The 16,057-nt window shown below is 66.7% G+C and carries 12 protein-coding genes; 5 read left to right on the top strand and 7 right to left on the bottom strand.

Annotated elements, in window-relative coordinates; translation table 11 throughout:
- Positions 1-93 precede the first annotated feature (93 nt).
- The 4 genes from BMZ17_RS10260 to BMZ17_RS10245 form a co-directional block, all read right to left on the bottom strand.
- A complete protein-coding gene (locus BMZ17_RS10260; protein ID WP_093138487.1) occupies positions 94-2,088 on the bottom strand; it encodes an NAD(P)-binding protein in 1,995 nt (664 codons plus the stop codon).
- Positions 2,089-2,285: 197 nt separating this feature from the next.
- A complete protein-coding gene (locus BMZ17_RS10255; RefSeq protein WP_093139601.1) occupies positions 2,286-2,768 on the bottom strand; it encodes an Lrp/AsnC family transcriptional regulator in 483 nt (160 codons plus the stop codon).
- 13 nt (positions 2,769-2,781) lie between these two features.
- The gene (locus tag BMZ17_RS10250) at positions 2,782-3,525 is read right to left on the bottom strand and encodes a haloacid dehalogenase type II (RefSeq protein ID WP_093138486.1); all 744 of its coding nucleotides are present in this window, start codon (positions 3,523-3,525) and stop codon (positions 2,782-2,784) included.
- Positions 3,512-4,903 carry an aminotransferase class III-fold pyridoxal phosphate-dependent enzyme gene (locus BMZ17_RS10245; RefSeq protein WP_254775269.1) on the bottom strand — a complete coding sequence of 464 codons (1,392 nt, stop codon included), beginning with the start codon at positions 4,901-4,903 and terminating at the stop codon, positions 3,512-3,514. Before BMZ17_RS10245 ends, BMZ17_RS10250 begins: the two co-directional genes overlap by 14 nt.
- 272 nt (positions 4,904-5,175) lie before the next feature.
- On the opposite strand from BMZ17_RS10245, the gene BMZ17_RS10240 reads away from it, so the two are divergent.
- The 3 genes from BMZ17_RS10240 to BMZ17_RS10230 all read left to right on the top strand — a co-directional run bounded on the left by BMZ17_RS10240 (position 5,176) and on the right by BMZ17_RS10230 (position 9,039).
- A complete protein-coding gene (locus BMZ17_RS10240; RefSeq protein WP_093138485.1) occupies positions 5,176-6,105 on the top strand; it encodes a LysR family transcriptional regulator in 930 nt (309 codons plus the stop codon).
- 152 nt (positions 6,106-6,257) lie between these two features.
- Positions 6,258-7,661: an aldo/keto reductase gene (locus tag BMZ17_RS10235; protein WP_217645785.1), complete on the top strand. Its 1,404-nt coding sequence runs from the start codon at positions 6,258-6,260 to the stop codon at positions 7,659-7,661.
- Between the two features lie 4 nt (positions 7,662-7,665).
- Positions 7,666-9,039, top strand: a complete 1,374-nt coding sequence (locus BMZ17_RS10230; RefSeq protein WP_093138484.1) for a sodium-dependent transporter — start codon at positions 7,666-7,668, stop codon at positions 9,037-9,039.
- A gap of 44 nt (positions 9,040-9,083) precedes the next feature.
- Here BMZ17_RS10230 and BMZ17_RS10225 read toward each other — a convergent pair whose 3' ends face one another.
- The 3 genes from BMZ17_RS10225 to BMZ17_RS10215 form a co-directional block, all read right to left on the bottom strand.
- Positions 9,084-9,434, bottom strand: a complete 351-nt coding sequence (locus BMZ17_RS10225) for a hypothetical protein (protein WP_093138483.1) — start codon at positions 9,432-9,434, stop codon at positions 9,084-9,086.
- 123 nt (positions 9,435-9,557) lie between these two features.
- Positions 9,558-12,386 carry a TonB-dependent receptor gene (locus BMZ17_RS10220; RefSeq protein ID WP_139202890.1) on the bottom strand — a complete coding sequence of 943 codons (2,829 nt, stop codon included), beginning with the start codon at positions 12,384-12,386 and terminating at the stop codon, positions 9,558-9,560.
- A 73-nt stretch (positions 12,387-12,459) separates the two neighbouring features.
- Entirely contained in the window at positions 12,460-13,659 is a 1,200-nt protein-coding gene (locus BMZ17_RS10215) for a cellulase family glycosylhydrolase (protein WP_139202889.1), read from the bottom strand.
- A 437-nt stretch (positions 13,660-14,096) separates the two neighbouring features.
- On the opposite strand from BMZ17_RS10215, the gene BMZ17_RS10210 reads away from it, so the two are divergent.
- Entirely contained in the window at positions 14,097-15,071 is a 975-nt protein-coding gene (locus tag BMZ17_RS10210; RefSeq protein WP_175485549.1) for a glycoside hydrolase family 43 protein, read from the top strand.
- A 39-nt stretch (positions 15,072-15,110) separates the two neighbouring features.
- Positions 15,111-16,043, top strand: coding sequence for a 2-dehydro-3-deoxygalactonokinase (locus tag BMZ17_RS10205; RefSeq protein ID WP_093138479.1), 933 nt, complete (start codon positions 15,111-15,113; stop codon positions 16,041-16,043).
- Positions 16,044-16,057: the final 14 nt, after the last annotated feature.

Below are 16,057 nucleotides of genomic sequence, written 5' to 3'. Positions count from 1 at the left end.
GTCGTGGAGTGGATCGGCGATCTGCCCGCGCGATCTCCAGATCACGTGGACAGGTCGGGGCGGCGGCATCCCAGCCGGACTAACGCACCTGGATCAGAACACTTCGTAGTAGCCGAAATCGCGCGGCTCAAGATCGCGCACGGCGCGGAACGCCTCGTCGATCGCCGTGTCGGCCAGGCCCTGGCCGGACGCGTCGGAGTTGGCAATCGCAATGCGGCCGAACTTCTGCCGCGCGATCACCGTCGGCGACACCGTGCCCGGGCCGACGTCGTCGAACAGCATGTTGCGGCCGGTCGCGAAGCCGTGCGGCCAGCGGTTGACGGTGATGCCGACGATGTCGCGCGCCGGATCGAAGTCACTGCCGGCCAGCGCGCCGGACGACAGGCGGCGCACTTCGCGCTCGAAGGTCTCGAACGGCGTGGCCAGCAGGCCCGCACGCACCGCGCGGAACTGGTCGTCCATCGGCATGCCCGGCGGCAGGTTGGCGCCCAGCAGCGTCTCGACCATGGTTTCGTTGCTGCAGATGCCCGAGTTCAAGCCCGTACCGAAGCCCACCAGCACCGGCTGCGACGGATCGGTGGACGGCTTGAGCTTGCCGAAGTAGCGCGGCGAGCCCAGGCCCATGCGGCCGTAGAACGCGCGCGGCATGGTGACGCTGCGGATCTTGAGCTGCTCGAACGCCTTCCAGTTGCGGAACGCGACGGTCGTGGTCTGGTTGGCCGCGCGCACGGCCTGGTGCAGGGCGACCTTCTGCGCGTCGGGCATTTCCGGGCACAGGTAGGGAATGATGTTGTTCATGCACGCCATCACCACGTCCTTGGCGCGCACGTGCTTGAGCTTGTCGCCGGTGATGTAGCTGACCTGCACCTCGCTGCTGTCCTTCTCGAACAGCACCTGCTTGGTGGTGGCCACGTGCTTGACCCGGGTCACGATGCTGTTGAGGCGGATGCGCGCGGCCTGGCCCGGGCGGTCCAGCGTGCTGTAGTCGGTGCGTGCGGTTTCGATCTCGGTGAACGAACCGGCCGGCAGCGCATCGGGGATCAGGTCGCGCACGATCAGGCGGGCGATGTCGGAGTTGCCGGCCGGCATCGAGAAATCCTCGGCCAGGTTTTCCTTGCTCTCCGGCGAGGTCGACGGCATCGGCATGCCCAGGCCGTCGAAGCCCGGCGCGCCGCGAAAGTAGGCGAAGTACGCCGTACACATGTCGTTGCCCAGGCACCACACGCCCATCGTGTAAGGCAGTACCTCGGGCGAGAGCTTGGCGATGTCCAGCAGGTAGTCGCGGTAGCTGATGGTCTGCAGCTTGGCCATCTTCTGCTCGGCGGTCAGGCCGGGCAGGTAATCCACCTTGCCGGTCATCAGGCGCAGCAGGTCGGCCTTGAGCGCCTCGGGAATCGGCGCGGCCGCCATGAAGGCCGCGTTGGGGCGATAGAAGCTGCCGCCGACCACCAGCTTGTCGGCGCCGTAGATTTCCTTGCGGAAGAACGTCGCTTCCTGCAGGCCGCGCGAACTGTAGATCGCGCCATCGACGCGATCGCTCGGATCGCCCTTCTCCACGCCCAGCGACTTGACCAGGCGCATGGCCTCGCGCGGCCAGGTCTTGGGCGCGACCATGTAGGCCGAGCCGCCGGTGACCATCATCTGCTTGCCGTCGACCTCGAACTCGTTGCGCTTGGCATGGCCGCCGAAGTCGTCATGGTTGTCGATGACCAGGATGCGGGCGTCCTTGCCGGCGCGCTCGCGGTAATACCAGGCCGCGGCCAGGCCGCTCAGGCCACCGCCGACCACGACCAGGTCGTAGCTTTCGCCGGTGTCCTCGCCTTCGCCGAACTTGGTGCCGTCGCGCATGGCGTGGGCCGATTCGAACGAGCCCGGATGCGCGCCGCGCATCCCGGAGCGCAGTGGCGGATAAGTGCTGGCATCGGCCGGTCGTACGAAACTGGCCGAGGTGCTCGCTGCGCTCTTTGCCAGCGCGCTGCCCGCGGTGACGGCGGCCGCACCCACGGCCGTGGCGGCCGCAACGCCCTGGATGAAGTCACGCCGCGTGATCGTGCGGCCCATACCAAGTTCGCGGTCTTCACCGTTCATCGCATTACCTGCTCGTGGGGAGTGGGGTCTGGTTTCATCCTAGGCACGGGCCGGCGGTAGTGGCTGCCGAATGACAATGCCGTGACGGGATTTGCTGCCGGATTGCCCGGCGCTTCCGTGCACTTGAAAACCCGCGCCTCCCTCCAGGCGCAACGCGGGCCCGTCCGGGCCCGCGGCGTGGCCTCACGCGATGCGCGTCAGGCCAGCGACTTCATCGAGACATCGATCTTGACGATCGGCGACTTGATGACGATGTACGAGAAATACTTGCTGATGCCGATGTTGCGATCGAGCAGCAGCTCGATCAGGCCCTGATAGTGCGCCACGTCGCGCACCACGAACTTGAGCAGGTAATCGAAGCCACCGCTGACCAGGTGGCATTCGGACAGTTCGTCGATGCTGCGCAGACCGAACTCGAACTTGTCGAAGTCCTCGCGCCGGTGGTTGACCAGCGTGACGGACGTATAGACCACCTGCACCCGGAACAGCTTAGCCAGGTTGATGCGCGCGCCATAGCCGGCGATGTAGCCGGCACGCTCCAGGCGCTTGACCCGTGCCAGGCACGGGCTGGCGGACAGGCCCACGCGATCGGCCAGGTCGGAATTGGTGACCCGGCCGTTGCGCTGCAGCTCGGCAAGGATGTTGATGTCGATGCGATCGAGCTTGGGCAGTTTGTCCATCATGGCAGTGCGGTCAGTCCTCGCCACCGCCCCGCAGCGCTTCCTGGTGAGCCTTCACCAGATCGGCCATGGAGTTGAAGCAGAAATCGGTCTTGGGCTTGTCGCCCGGGTCCATCGTCGCCCCAAAGCCTTCCTGCGCGTGGCGGCGATAGATCCAGCAGCTGGCCAGGTTGAAATCATTGGCCGGCTTGTGGTCGTGGAACAGGCTTTCGGCCGTGTGCAACACGTCCTTGGCGGTCATGCCGATGTCGTCCAGGGTTTCGAGCATGTACTCGAAGTTGCGCGGCGAAGGCTTGTACGAGCCGATGTCCTCTGCGGTGTAGATCGCATCGAATTCCACCTGCAGCTTCTCGTTGGAGAAGCTGAAGGAGCGGTTGTCGATGTTGGAGAGGATCACGAGCTTGTAGTACTTCTTCAGGTACTGGAGCGCGCCGGGGGAGTCCGGGAACGCCGGCCAGTTACGCACCGACCGACCGTAGTTTTCGCATTCATCCACCGAAACCGCAACGCCCCATTCTTCGGCCAGGCGCTTGTAGACCACCGGCAGCAGGTCGCAATAGCGCTTGGCCGGGGTGTAACGCTGCAGGGTGGACTCGTGCTTGGCGTGGGCCTGCAGGATCTGGTCGCGGGTCAGCTCCACGCCGGCCTTGGCGGCCTTGGCGGTGAGCTCGGACAGCCCTTCGATCATCCCCGACTCCCAATCGATCAACGTGCCGTAGCAGTCGAAGGTCAGGACCTTGTAATCAGTCAACAGCATGGCGGATCTCCTCAATGGCAAGCACGTCGTCCAGGGTCTTGGTGAAGCGCTGGACGATCAAATCGATATCGCTCTCGGTCACGATCAGCGGCGGGGCGAAGCCGGCCACGCCATCGGCGAAGGCACGGAACACCAGCCCATTGTCGTAGCCGATGCGGGCCAGGTGGTCGGCGAATTTCAGTTCGGCCGCCGGCTTGGTCTTGTTGGCCTTGCTGGTGACCAGCTCCACGCCGGCCAGCAGGCCGCGGCCGCGCACGTCGCCCACCAGCGGATGGCGGGACAGCTCGGCCAGGCGCGCCTGGAAATAGGCGCCGACCTTGGCGCCGTGGGCGACCAGGCCTTCATCGGTGTAGATGCGCAGGGCTTCCAGGCCGACCGCCGCGCTGACCGGGTGGCCGGAGTACGTCAAGCCATGGCCGATAGCCGCACCGGCCGGCGCGTTGTCGGCGATGGCGCGGTAGAAGCGGTCGGATAGCAGCACCGCGCCCATCGGGCTGTAGCCCGCGGTCAGGCCCTTGGCCAGGGTCATCAGGTCCGGGGCGACGTCTTCCTGCTCGCAGGCGAACAGCGTGCCGGTGCGGCCGAAGCCGGTGATGACCTCGTCGGCCACGAACAGGATGCCGAGCTCCGTGCACAGCGCGCGCATGGCCTTGAGCCAGCCGCGCGGCGGGGTGATCACGCCGCCCGAGCCCTGGATCGGCTCGCAGAAGAAGGCGGCCACGTTGTCCACGCCCAGCTCGGCGACCTTGTCGCGCAGCTGCTTCACCGACAGCGCGATCAGCGCCGCGTCATCGGCGGCCTCGCTGCGGTAGGCGTACGGCGCCGGGATGTGGTGCTGGGTCGGCGTGGGCACGTCGAAGTTGGCGTGGAAGGCCGGCAGGCCCGACAGGCCCGAGGACATGGCGCTGGAGCCGTGGTAGCCCTTGTCCAGCGCGATCATGTGCTTCTTCTGCGGCTGGCCCTGCACGTTGTAGAAGTAGCGGATCAAGCGGATCGCGGTATCCACCGCGTCCGAGCCGCCCATGGTGAAGAACACATGGTCCAGGTCGCCCGGGGCCAGCTCGCACAGGCGCGCGGCCAGTTCGATCGCCGGGGCGCTGGTGTAGTGGAAGTAGCCGGTGGCATACGGCAGCTTTTCCAGCTGCGCGGTGGCCGCGGCAATCATGCTCTTGCGGCCGTAGCCGACGTTGACGCACCACAGGCCGGCGAACGCATCCAGGAGCTCGTGGCCCTGGTGGTCGCGGATGTAGATGCCGTCGGCAGAATCGACGATGGTCGCGCCGCGCTGCTCGTGCGCCGACCAGGAGGTGACCGGATGGATCAGGTGGGCGCGGTCCAGTTCGACCAGACGGTCCCGTGCGACCAGGGAGCTTTTCACTGCGTGTCCTTGAGGCAACTGCGGTGTCACAAACACTAGCGATGGGCCTCGCGAGATCACGCGGGAAGTTTCGGGGTCAAAACACGCTTTGCGCCGAATTGCCCCCCGCGCCCGGCAGATTGTGCTTCGCTACGGCAGGTCTTGCTTCGCTGGCGGCCCATGGCGGGTTTTCGCCAGATTCCAAGCCTGGCGTAGCCGGTGGAACGCCGCGGCTGACGACCGCCTGGCGCGGCCTGCTATAAAGCGGCGACGTTTGCCACCGCCAGCCCGCCATGCACAGCCTCAACTTCCGCTACCTGTACGAGTCGCACCGCCTGGGGTCCATGCGCGCGGCGGCCGACAAGCTGGGCGTGGCGGTGTCCTCGATCAGCCGCCAAATCGCGCAGCTGGAAGCCGAGGCCGGCGTGACCATGATCGAGCACGGCCGTCGCAACATCATCCTGACCGAGGCCGGCGAGCTGGGCATCAAGTTCTACCAGGAGCAGCTGGCCCACGGCGAGCTGTTCGAATCGCAGCTGGCCGACCTCAAGTCGCTGCGCTCGGGCCGGGTCAAGCTGGCCCTGGGCGAGGGCTTCATCGGCAAGGGCCTGACCGAGGTGGTCTCGGCCTTCACCAAGCGCCATGCCGGTATCACCCTGAGCGTGCACATGGTGGTGTCTTCCAACGAGGTCACCCGCATGGTGGCCGAGGACGAAGCCCACCTGGGCCTGATCTACGGGCCGACCGACGACCCGCGCATCCGCATCCAGCACGCCGTGCCGCAGCCGCTGTGCGTGGTGATGAAGCACAACCACCCGCTGGCCAGCCGCGACAGCGTCAAGCTGGCCGACCTGGCCAGCTACAACCTGTGCCTGCCCGAGGCCTCCAACCGCACCCGCCAGCTGCTGCGCCAGGGCGAGGCCGCCGAACAGATCACGCTGGAACCGTGCGTGACCTCCAACTCGATCAACATGATCCGCGACCTGCTGCATTCGGGGCAGTTCATCACCCTGTTCTCGGTGCTGGCCGCGTCCAAGGAGCTGGCCAAGGGCCAGTTCGTCGCGCTGCCGCTCGATAACCCGGCCTTCAGCGAACAGACGCCGGTGTCGCTGATCCGCCGCCTGGGCCGGCGCCTGCCGCCGGGCCCAGCCCAGCTGATGACCATGCTGGAAAGCTACCTGCGCGGCCTGCCGCAGCTGGACAAGGGCCGCATTGCCCGCTGAGCGCAGGTACCCGCGTGCAACGTTGCAGCCGCGGCAACCAACTCAACCCCTAATGCGAACCTGATTCACGGATGCTCCTGTTGCCCGATCACCCCACGAAACCGGCGCCGTCGCCCCTGTCCCAGGGCCGCTGACCGGCAGGTTTCGCTTCAATGGAGCAACGCAAATCCGTGGCTGCAGAACACAACGACAGCTTTGAACTCTACGACCTCAAGGTCGAAGCCGTGGCCCCACCGGGGGTCAAGGTCTACAGCGGCGCGCAGCCGGGCGACTACTTCGAGCTGAAGGGCGAAATGCTCTACCTGCCGCCGGGCCAGGGGTTCTCCATCTATTCGCTCTCGGCGGTGCTGCCGCTACTGGCGGCCAAGCAGCGCGAGACCGCGCCGCTGGACTGGATGACCTCGGACGAAGAGATCGCCAATCCCGATCCCCACTGCCCGGTGCGCCTGAAGATCACCCGCACCGGCAAGCGCACCTTCAAGCGTGCCGACACCACCGCCGTGGCCCTGCCGCCGGCCACGCTGACCGGCGTGCCGCGCGCGACGCTGGCGCCGGGCTATGAGATCTCGCGCCTGATCAAGGGCGGCTGGCACCTGTCCGGCGACCACGGCGCGATCGACCGCGACCAGGCGCTGCGCGACATGGCGACCTTCGTCGAGGCCGGCATCACTACCTTCGACTGCGCCGACATCTACACCGGCGTGGAGGAAATGATCGGCGACTTCCGCGCCGCATACCCCGCGCTGGCCAAGTCGGTGCGCGTGCACACCAAGTTCGTGCCGGACCTGGCCGCGCTGGACCGCGTCGACCCGGCGCTGGTGGAAGCCAGCATCGACCGCTCGCTGCGCCGCCTCAAGCAGGACTCGCTGGACCTGGTGCAGTTCCACTGGTGGAACTTCGACGTGCCCGGCTACGTGGACGCCGCGCTGCAGCTCAAGCGCCTGCAGCAGGCCGGCAAGATCCAGCACATCGGCGTGACCAACTTCGACGTGCCGCGCCTGAAGGAGCTGCTGGACGCCGGCGTGCAGGTGCTCAGCCACCAGGTGCAGTACTCGGTGCTGGACCATCGCCCCGAGCACGGCATGGACGCGTTCTGCCAGGCCAACGACATCGCCTTCCTGTGCTACGGCACGGTGGCCGGCGGCTTCCTGTCCGAGCGCTGGCTGGGCAAGCCCGAACCCACCGAGACCTTCGCCAACCGCTCGCTGGTCAAGTACAAGCTGATCATCGAGGACTTCGGCGGCTGGGACCTGTACCAGGCACTGCTGCGCGCGCTGGCCAAGGTCGGCGCCAAGCACGGTTGCGACATCGCCACCATTGCCAGTGCCACCGTGCTGACCCGCCATAACGTCGCCGCGGCGATCGTCGGCGCCACCAGCGCCGCGCACCTGGAAGCCCACCGCAAGGTCGGCACAGTGGTGCTGGATGCGGACGACCTGGCGACAATCCACGCCGTCACCGCGCGCCGCACCGGCCCCCTGGGCGATGTGTATGGCCTGGAACGCGATATCGAAGGCCGCCACGGCCGCATCATGAAATACGACCTGCACAAGTGATCCGATGAGCCTCGCTGCCCCCGCCCCGCGTACCTGGTCGTCCAACCTGCTGTTCCTGATCGCCGCCATCGGCACCGAGGCCGGCATCGCCAACGTCTGGAAGTTCAGCTACCTGGCCGGGAGCAACGGCGGCGGCCTGTTCGTCGCGCTCTACTTCATCGCGTTGGTGGTGCTGGCCATCCCGGCGCTGATGGCCGAGATGCTGCTGGGCCGCATCGGCGGGCGCAGCGTGGTCGGCAACATGCAGGTTTTGGTGGACCGCTATCGGATCGGCAAGGCGTGGAAGTCGTTCGGCTACCTCGCACTGACCAGCATCTTCCTGATCCTGAGCTTCTACTTCGTGGTCTGCGGCTGGATGCTGTACTACTTCGTGCTGTCCATCACCCGCGGCTTCTCCGGCGTCACCGCCGAGAGTGCCACGCAGATGCAGGCCACGATGATGGACAGCCCCGTCGCCATGCTGGCGTGCTCGGGCTTCTTCGTCGCCACCACGGCGTTCGTGATCAGCTTCGGCGTCAACAAGGGCATCGAGCGCGTGGCCGGCATCCTGACCCCGCTGCGCTTTCTGATTCTGATCGGCCTGCTGTGCTTTGCGGTGATCTACGGCAGTGCCGGCCAGGCCGCACGGTTTCTGTTCGTGCCGGATTTCTCGCTGATCAGCTGGAACATCGTGATCGCCGCCGTCGGCCAGGCGTTCTTCTCGCTGGGCATCGGCGTGGGCGTGATGATGACCATGGGCGCCTACATGAAGCCGGAGTATTCGATCTCCAAGGCCGTGGTCACCGTCGCCGTGGCGCAGGGCCTGGTGGCGCTGCTGGCCGGCATGTCGATCTTCCCGCTGGTGTTCCAGTTCAACCTGGCGCCGGCGCAGGGTCCCGGCCTGATCTTCGTCACCCTGCCCGTGGCGTTCTCGCAGATGCCCGGTGGCGCGGTGTTCGGCGCGCTGTTGTTCATGCTGCTGTCCTTCGCCGCGTTGACCGCGACGATCGTGATGCAGGAATCGATCGTCGCCTGGCTGGAAGAACGCACCGGCAAGTCGCGCCGCGCCCTGGCCTGGGGCTCGGGCCTGGCGATCTGGCTGACCGGCTTCATCACCGTGTTCTCCTTCAACCGCTGGAAGGACGTGCACCCGCTGACCTGGCTGGGCTTTACCTCGACCAAGACCCCGTTCGACCTGCTCGACTACCTGACCTCCAACCTCCTCATGCCGCTCGGCGGGCTGATGGTCGCGCTGGTGGCCGGCTGGGCGCTGACCCGCGAAGTCGTCGCGAAGGAACTGCGCATGTCGCACCCGGCGATGTTCACCGCCTGGCGCTTCGCCGTGCGCTACGTGGTGCCGGTCGGCCTGGTGATCATCTTCATCTCGATCCAGGGCTGAGCTGTAGCGTCATCGGCCGCACGGGCCGGTGACGGCGATGCACGTCAAACCGCGTCGGCCAGCCCCGGCAGCCAGTGCGGCAGGGACCGGCCTGCGGAGACCTTGAGCAGGCGTGCCCAGACGCGCGCGAACATTTCGCGCATGTCTTCATGGGTGAGCTGGCGCTCCAGGCCTGCGGTCGCCTGTCCGTACAGGGCGAGCGCCTGGTCGAGCGTGGCTTGCGGGTGCTTGATGTAGAGCCCGTACACGGTCTCGATCAGCGGCCAGCATTCGTCGATGGTGTCGCCCTTGCGCGCGCACGGCAGCTTCTGGAAATGATGCATCCAGTGCTGGTGCTCGGTTTCCAGGTCGAGCCAGGGCGGCACCTGCCTGGGCAGATCCAATGCAATGGTCATGCGGGCATCCGATCCGTCGGGAAGGCCCGATCCTGCATGCACGCCCGCTGCAGGGAATGTGAAAGTCCCGGCGCGCATGGTGCACGCCGGGAGCGCGATCACAGCCTGTCCCTCATCGGCGCCTCAGAAGCGGAAGCGCACGCCCAGCGAGTACACGGTTTCCAGATACTTGATCTGGCGCGCGTAGGCATCGCCCTGCACGTTGTAGGTGCGCGAGTTGGTGATCGGATCGCCCAGGATGTTGGAGACGTCGAAGGCGAAGGTCACCGCCGGGATCGGCGTGTAATTGAGCGACATGTCCAGGGTGCCGCGGTCATCCTGCACCAGCGGGAAGAACGGCCCGTTGGCGCCCAGCGCCGCGTCGTACACCTGCGAGTATTCCTGCACCCACTTCGAGCGCCAGTTGTAGGCCAGGCGCGCGGAGAACTCGGGCTTTTCGTACAGCAGCACCAGGTTGTACGAATTCTTGGACACACCCGGGATGCGCGGCTCGCCCGGGATCGATGAGGCCACCGTCGGTCCCTGCTCGGCGCCACCATCGATATAGGTGTAGTTGGCCTGCACGCCGAACGCGCGCGCCCACTCCGGCAATGCGTCGAAATCCAGGAAGCTGGTGAAGGCGAACTCGGCGCCCTGCAACTTGCCTTCGCCACCGTTCTCCGGCTGGGTCAGGCGCAGCGTGCCGTACTCAGCGTCGGCCTGATCAGTGGTGACGTTGGCGATGAAGCCCTTCACGTCGCGACGGAAGAACGCCAGCGTCGCCGAGCCCGTCGGCGAGAAGTAATACTCGAACGACAGGTCGTAGTTTTCCGACTCCAGCGGCGACAGGTTGGGATTGCCGCTGGACGCTGTGCGGAAGCAGTTCACGCTGTCCGGATCGGTATTGCACGCGCCCTGCGGCGAATTGACGATCGTCGACGGATTGAGCTGGTCGAAATTGGGGCGTGTGCGGGTCTTGGTGGCCGCCGCACGGATCTGGAAGGTATCGGTGACGCGGAAGCGGATGCTCGCGTTGGGCAGGTAGTCGGTGTAGCGGGTGGAGCTGCTGATCGGCGAGTAGGTCGCGGTGGCGTCGTCGCGCGAGGTGCCATCGACCTGGGTCTTGGTGCGCACCACGCGCATGCCGACCGCGCCGTCGATCGGGATCGCGGTATCGAAGGCGTACTTGACCTGCGCGTAGCCGGTGGAAGCCTTCTCGTTGGCGTTGAAGGTGTTGAGCGGGTTGAACGCCGGCAGGCCGTAGTCGTCGAAGTCGTGGTTGTCCGGGCCCAGCAGCGAGTCGGTCAGCTGGCGCAGCGCATAGACATTGTCGCGGATGCTGTCGCGCGTCGGCGCGACCCAGCGCGTCGGCGGCGCGTGGCTGTCGCCTTCGAAACCGCCACCGGTGGTGGACAGCGTGACCGGCAGGTCGAGGTAGCTCAGGCCCGCGCCTTCGACGTAGCCGTAGCGGTCGCCGCTTTTGCGCTCGGCGTCGCGGTCGGTGTAGCGCAGGCCGGCCTGGTAGGCGGTGATCACGCCGCTTTCCGGGGTGAATTCGAAGTCGGTCCGCGCCTGGAAGTCCTTGCCCGAGGCTTCGTAATTGCGGTCGTAGAGGCCGCGGAAGATGAAGTTGTTCGGATCGGTCAGGTCGAAATTCTGGAAGCTGTAGCTGCCGCCGCCATCGCTGCCGGGGACGGCGTAGTTCACATCCACCACCGGCGCAGAGGCGAAGGCGTAGTCGATGTTGGCCTGCTTGAGCTTGAACTTGGAATTGGTCGCGGCCAGGTCGGTCGACCAGCGCACGCCGCCCTCGTGGTACACCGCGCCCAGGCCGATCTGGTAGGTGTTGGTACTGGCGTTGGTGGAGGCCTGGTAACCCTCGGGGCGCAGGCCGCCGCTGGCAGTCAGGCTCTGCGCCTGCGGCCCGGACTCGCCCGGCGCGGTGACCACGTTGGAGAACTGCGTGTCGCCGGTGTAGAGCGGCACGAACATGTAGCTGTCGTCGTCGTGGCTGCGGAAGCCCTGGTAAAGGAAGTCCGCGTTGATCTCCCAGCTTTCGTTCGGCTTCCACTGGAAGGCGCTGTTGACCGACGGCCGCGTGCGCATGCCCTGGCCGTAGAACGTGCCGATGCCGTCGGGATAACGAAAGCCGGGTTCGTCGGTCTGGTTGGGCTGGGCCACGCCCATCACCAACGAGTTCTCGCGGGTGGAATCGAGAAAGCGCAGGCGGTTCCACGCGGCGTTGATGAGGAAGCCCATCTCGCCGACATCGGTATCCCAGCGATCGCTGAAGAGGAAGTTGCCGTTGAGATCACCCTTGTCGGCCTGGTCGAAGTAGGCGTAGTTCATCGAGCCGGACAGCTCGCGCCCTTCGAAGTCGAACGGCCGGCGCGAGCGCACGTCAATCAACCCGGCGATGCCACCTTCCACCAGCTCGGCGGTGCTGGACTTGTACACGTCCAGGCCCGCCACGCCGCCGGCCGGAAAGTCCTGCAGCGCCACGCTGCGGTTCTCGGCGGTGAACAGTTCGCGCCCGTTGTAGGTGGTGGTGAGGTTGGGCAGGCCACGCACCTGCACATCGGCCGCTTCACCGGCCGCACGCGTCACCTGCACGCCGGTCACGCGCGCCAGCGAGGCCGAGGCAGTGACATCGGGCAGCTTGCCCAGGTCTTCGGCCACGACCGAATCGATGATCTGGGTCGCGTCGCGCTTGATCGACTGGGCGCTCTGCAGGCTGGCACGCAGGCCGACCACCTTCACCGCATCGAGGTCCTTGGCGTTGCCGGGCTCGGCAGGCGTCTGTGGCGAGGCCACGGGCGTCGCGTCCTGCGCGGGGGCATCCAGCGCTTGCGCGGTGGTGGTCGGCGTGGCCTGGACGGTAGCGTCCTGGGCGAAGGCAGGGGCGCCCATCAGCACCGCGGTGATCGCGGTGGCCAACAGGGTGACGGGACGTCGGGTGCGGATCGAGTTCATGCCGGTGACTCCGGAGTAGGCCTTCATTGGCCGCGTGAGAGGGCGTGGGGGCCTTCTTGCGCTTCGGGTGGGATCAGCGCGCGGCCGCAGCTGCCGCGGCGCCGTCGGCGCCGGCCATGCGGCGGAACAGCTCCGCTTCGCGCAGGCGATACGGCGTGCCGTCGGGCTTGATCAGGTCGTGGAACCACACCACCGGTTCCTTCATCGTGTACGGACGCTCCCAGCTGTCCCACGGGAAGCGGGTCTGGATCGCGCCGTCGACCAGGCCCCAATTGACCATGCCGATGTTTTCGCGACGGCCGATCGGCAGGATCGTATCGACGGCCGAACCGCTGCCACGCGCCATCCATTCGGTGCAGATCAGCGGACGGCCATACGGGCGCAGCTGCGCCACGCGCGCCTCGAACGATTCGGGCTGCTCGTAGTTGTGGAAGCTGATGATGTCCGAGTGTTCCAGCTGCGCTTTCTGGATCGCGTTGAGCTTGCTCGAGCCTGGCGACCAGTCATCACCGATCCACACGCCGCTGGTCAACGGCTGGATCGGCGCCTTGCTGCGCGCCCAGCCGAAGGCCTTGGGCAGCAGCTCGGCGATGCGGTCCTGTTCCTGCGGCAGCTGCTTGTCCATGTAGTTGCCGCCGCCGGGGTTGTCCGGCTCGTTCCAGATGTCCCAGGCCAGCACGCGCTTGTCCTTGGCGAACGCGCCGACCACGCCTTCGACATAGCTGCGGAAACCGGCGTCATTGGCCGGATCGACCAGCTCATGGCGACCCGGGCTCTGCACCCAGCCGGAGTTGTGCACGCCGGGGATCGGGCGATGCTGCGCGCCCAGCACCGGGTCCGGATCCCAGCAGCTGTCGAACAGCACCAGGATCGGCTTGATGCCGTGCTTCTCGGCGATGGTCAGGAACTGGTCCAGGCGCTTGGTGAAGCCCTTGGCATCCTGCTTCCACAGCAGGTCGTGCAGGTAGACGCGCATGGTGTTCATGCCGAACTGCTCGTGCGCCCAGCCCAGCTCGCGATCGATGCGCGCCGGGTCGAAGGTCGCCGCCTGGAACATCTCCAGCTGGTTGATCGCGTTGGCCGGGATGTAGTTGCTGCCCACCAGCCACGGCTGCGCCTTGTACCAGGCCTCGGCTTTTTCCGGACTCCAGCGGTCCGATGCACCGGCGATGGCCGCGGAGCGGGCCGCCGCATCCGGCGCCTGCGCGTGAGCCACGAACGTGGCGGGGAGACAGAGGCAGACAAGGACAGCGACGGCGGACAGGCGAGGCATGGTGTGCTCCGTTGGGTGATCGGTTGGATGGGAATGACGCGAAGACAGGGCCGCGGCCACGCGCGGACTTCGCACAGGCAGCGAGCACCCGGTGCGGGAATCGGATTCAAGAAAAGACGTCGCAGCGACGCCGGGTATCGCCAACGCCATGACGCGCGCATTGCGCGCACGCACCGGCATGAACACGTCTGCACGCATCGCTTGCGTAATCGGGTGGAAGCCGGCGCGCAGCGCACGGCTCACCTGCATGGACACGCCCACGAGGGACGCGAAACGACCTGCCGCATGGCGCATATCCCCTCCCAGAGTGTGCGCAGCTATCGACGTGATGCGTGCCGGACCCTATAGTCCGGCGCTGGCGCATATTATCCGACAATATGATTTTTACAACGGAAAAAGTCATTCACTGTCATCTCCGTCAGCTCGCAGGCGGGCTCGTGCTGCTGCTCGCCGGTTGTGCAGCACAACAAACCGCGCCCACGACATGGACCAGTCCGGTCCTCGATACCGAGTTCGCCGATCCCTTCGTCCTGCCGATCGACGACGGCACGCTCGTGGCCTATGCGACCAACCACACCGCCGACGATGGCACCCGGATGCACCTGCCCGTATCGACCTCACGCGATGGCCAGTACTGGACGACGCCGGTCGACGCCATGCCGGCTGCGCCGCCGTGGGCACGTGCCGAGCGACCAGATCTGTGGGCCCCGGAAGTGCTGCAGGTTGGCGACCACTACATCGCCTACTTCAGCGCGCGCCACGCCACGCGCAGGCGCCCGGATGGCTTGACGCTGTGTCTCGGCGCGGCCATCTCCAAGACGCCCACTGGCCCCTTCGTGCCGCAGCCCGCGCCGCTGACCTGCGGCGGCGAACACGGCGTGATCGATGTCAGCCCGTTCCGCGATGTCGATGCCTCCGGCCAGGAGCAGCTGTGGCTGATCTACAAGACCGACGGCAACTGCTGCGGCGTGCCGACGACCTTCGTCGCCCAGCACCTGCGTGCGGATGGCTTGGCACTCATCGACGCGCCGCAAACGATGGCCGGCGCGGTCAACGACCAGCCGTGGGAAGGCCATGTGGTCGAAGCACCGCAACTGCTGCGCCACGACGGCCAGCTCTATCTGTTCTTCGCCGGCAACGATTACGGCAACGGCGCGTACGCGACCGGCTATGCGCGCTGCGACAGCCCGGCCGGACCGTGCCGCGATGCATTGGAAAATCCGATCCTGCGCAGCACCGATGGGCCGCCACCGTTGATCGGGCCGGGTCACCAGCATGTGTTCCAGTTCCAGGGCCGCAGCTGGATCGCCTATCACGGCTGGCGCGCGGCCACGGCGACGCATCCACGCTACCGTGCGATGTACGTGCAGCCGCTGGACTGGCGCGACGGCCGGCCTGTGCCGACGCGCTGATCGACGCCTTTGCTTGAACCCTCTAGAGATTCCACGCACATGAATCACGCAAGCCACGATCCCCTGATCGGCATCAACTGGGGCAGTTCCAACTTCCGCGCGTATCGCATCGGCGCCGACGGCGCGGTCGAAGACACGCTGGAAGCCGCCGCCGGCGTGGCCACGCTCAAGCGCGACGGCATGATCGACATGGCCGCGCGCCTGCAGGCGCGTTGGCCCGACGCACGCCGCGTGATCGCCGCCGGCATGATCGGCTCCAACATCGGCTGGGCCGACGCCGGCTACGCGCAGGCGCCTGCGGGCCTGGATGACATCGCCGCACAGCTGGTGCCGGCACGGATCGGCGTGCTGGATCTGCACATCGTCCCCGGCGTCACCTGCGTGCGCACCGCCGACGGCGCACCCGACGTGATGCGCGGCGAGGAAACCGAGCTGTTCGGCCTGCTCGCCAGCGGCCAGCTCGAGGCTGCGCCGGTCATCGCCCTGCCCGGCACGCACACCAAATGGGTGGCGATGGACGACGGCCGCATCGGCCAGTTCATGACCGCGATGTCCGGCGAGATGCACGACCGCATGACTTCGGCCGGCGTCCTCGCGTCCGTCGTTGCAGGTGCCAGCGAGGATGGCCCGGCGTTCCGCGAGGGCGTGCGCGTGGCGACCACGCAATCGCTGGGACTGGGCACGCTGCTGTTCGGCGTGCGGGCGCGTGTGATTCGCGGCGTATTGCCGTTGGAACAAGCCAACGGCTATTTGCGTGGCCTGCTGATCGGGGCGGAGATCGCCGATGCGTTGGCACTGTTCCCCGCGTTGAAAGGCAGCACGGTGCCGCTGGTCGGCGCCGGTCCGGTGTGCGCGCTGTATCGCGCTGCGCTGGAGGAATTGGGCATCGGCGCACGCTTCGTCGCCTCGGCCGATGCGGTGGTGCGCGGCTTCATCGAACTCGCTGCGCGTCAGCGCGTTGCAAAGGCCTGACAGACCGCTGACAC

Source organism: Pseudoxanthomonas sp. GM95 (assembly GCF_900109775.1).
Classification (GTDB): domain Bacteria; phylum Pseudomonadota; class Gammaproteobacteria; order Xanthomonadales; family Xanthomonadaceae; genus Pseudoxanthomonas_A.
The sequence above is the reverse complement of the archived record's forward strand: the minus strand, read 5'-3'. Positions and strand labels throughout refer to the sequence as shown.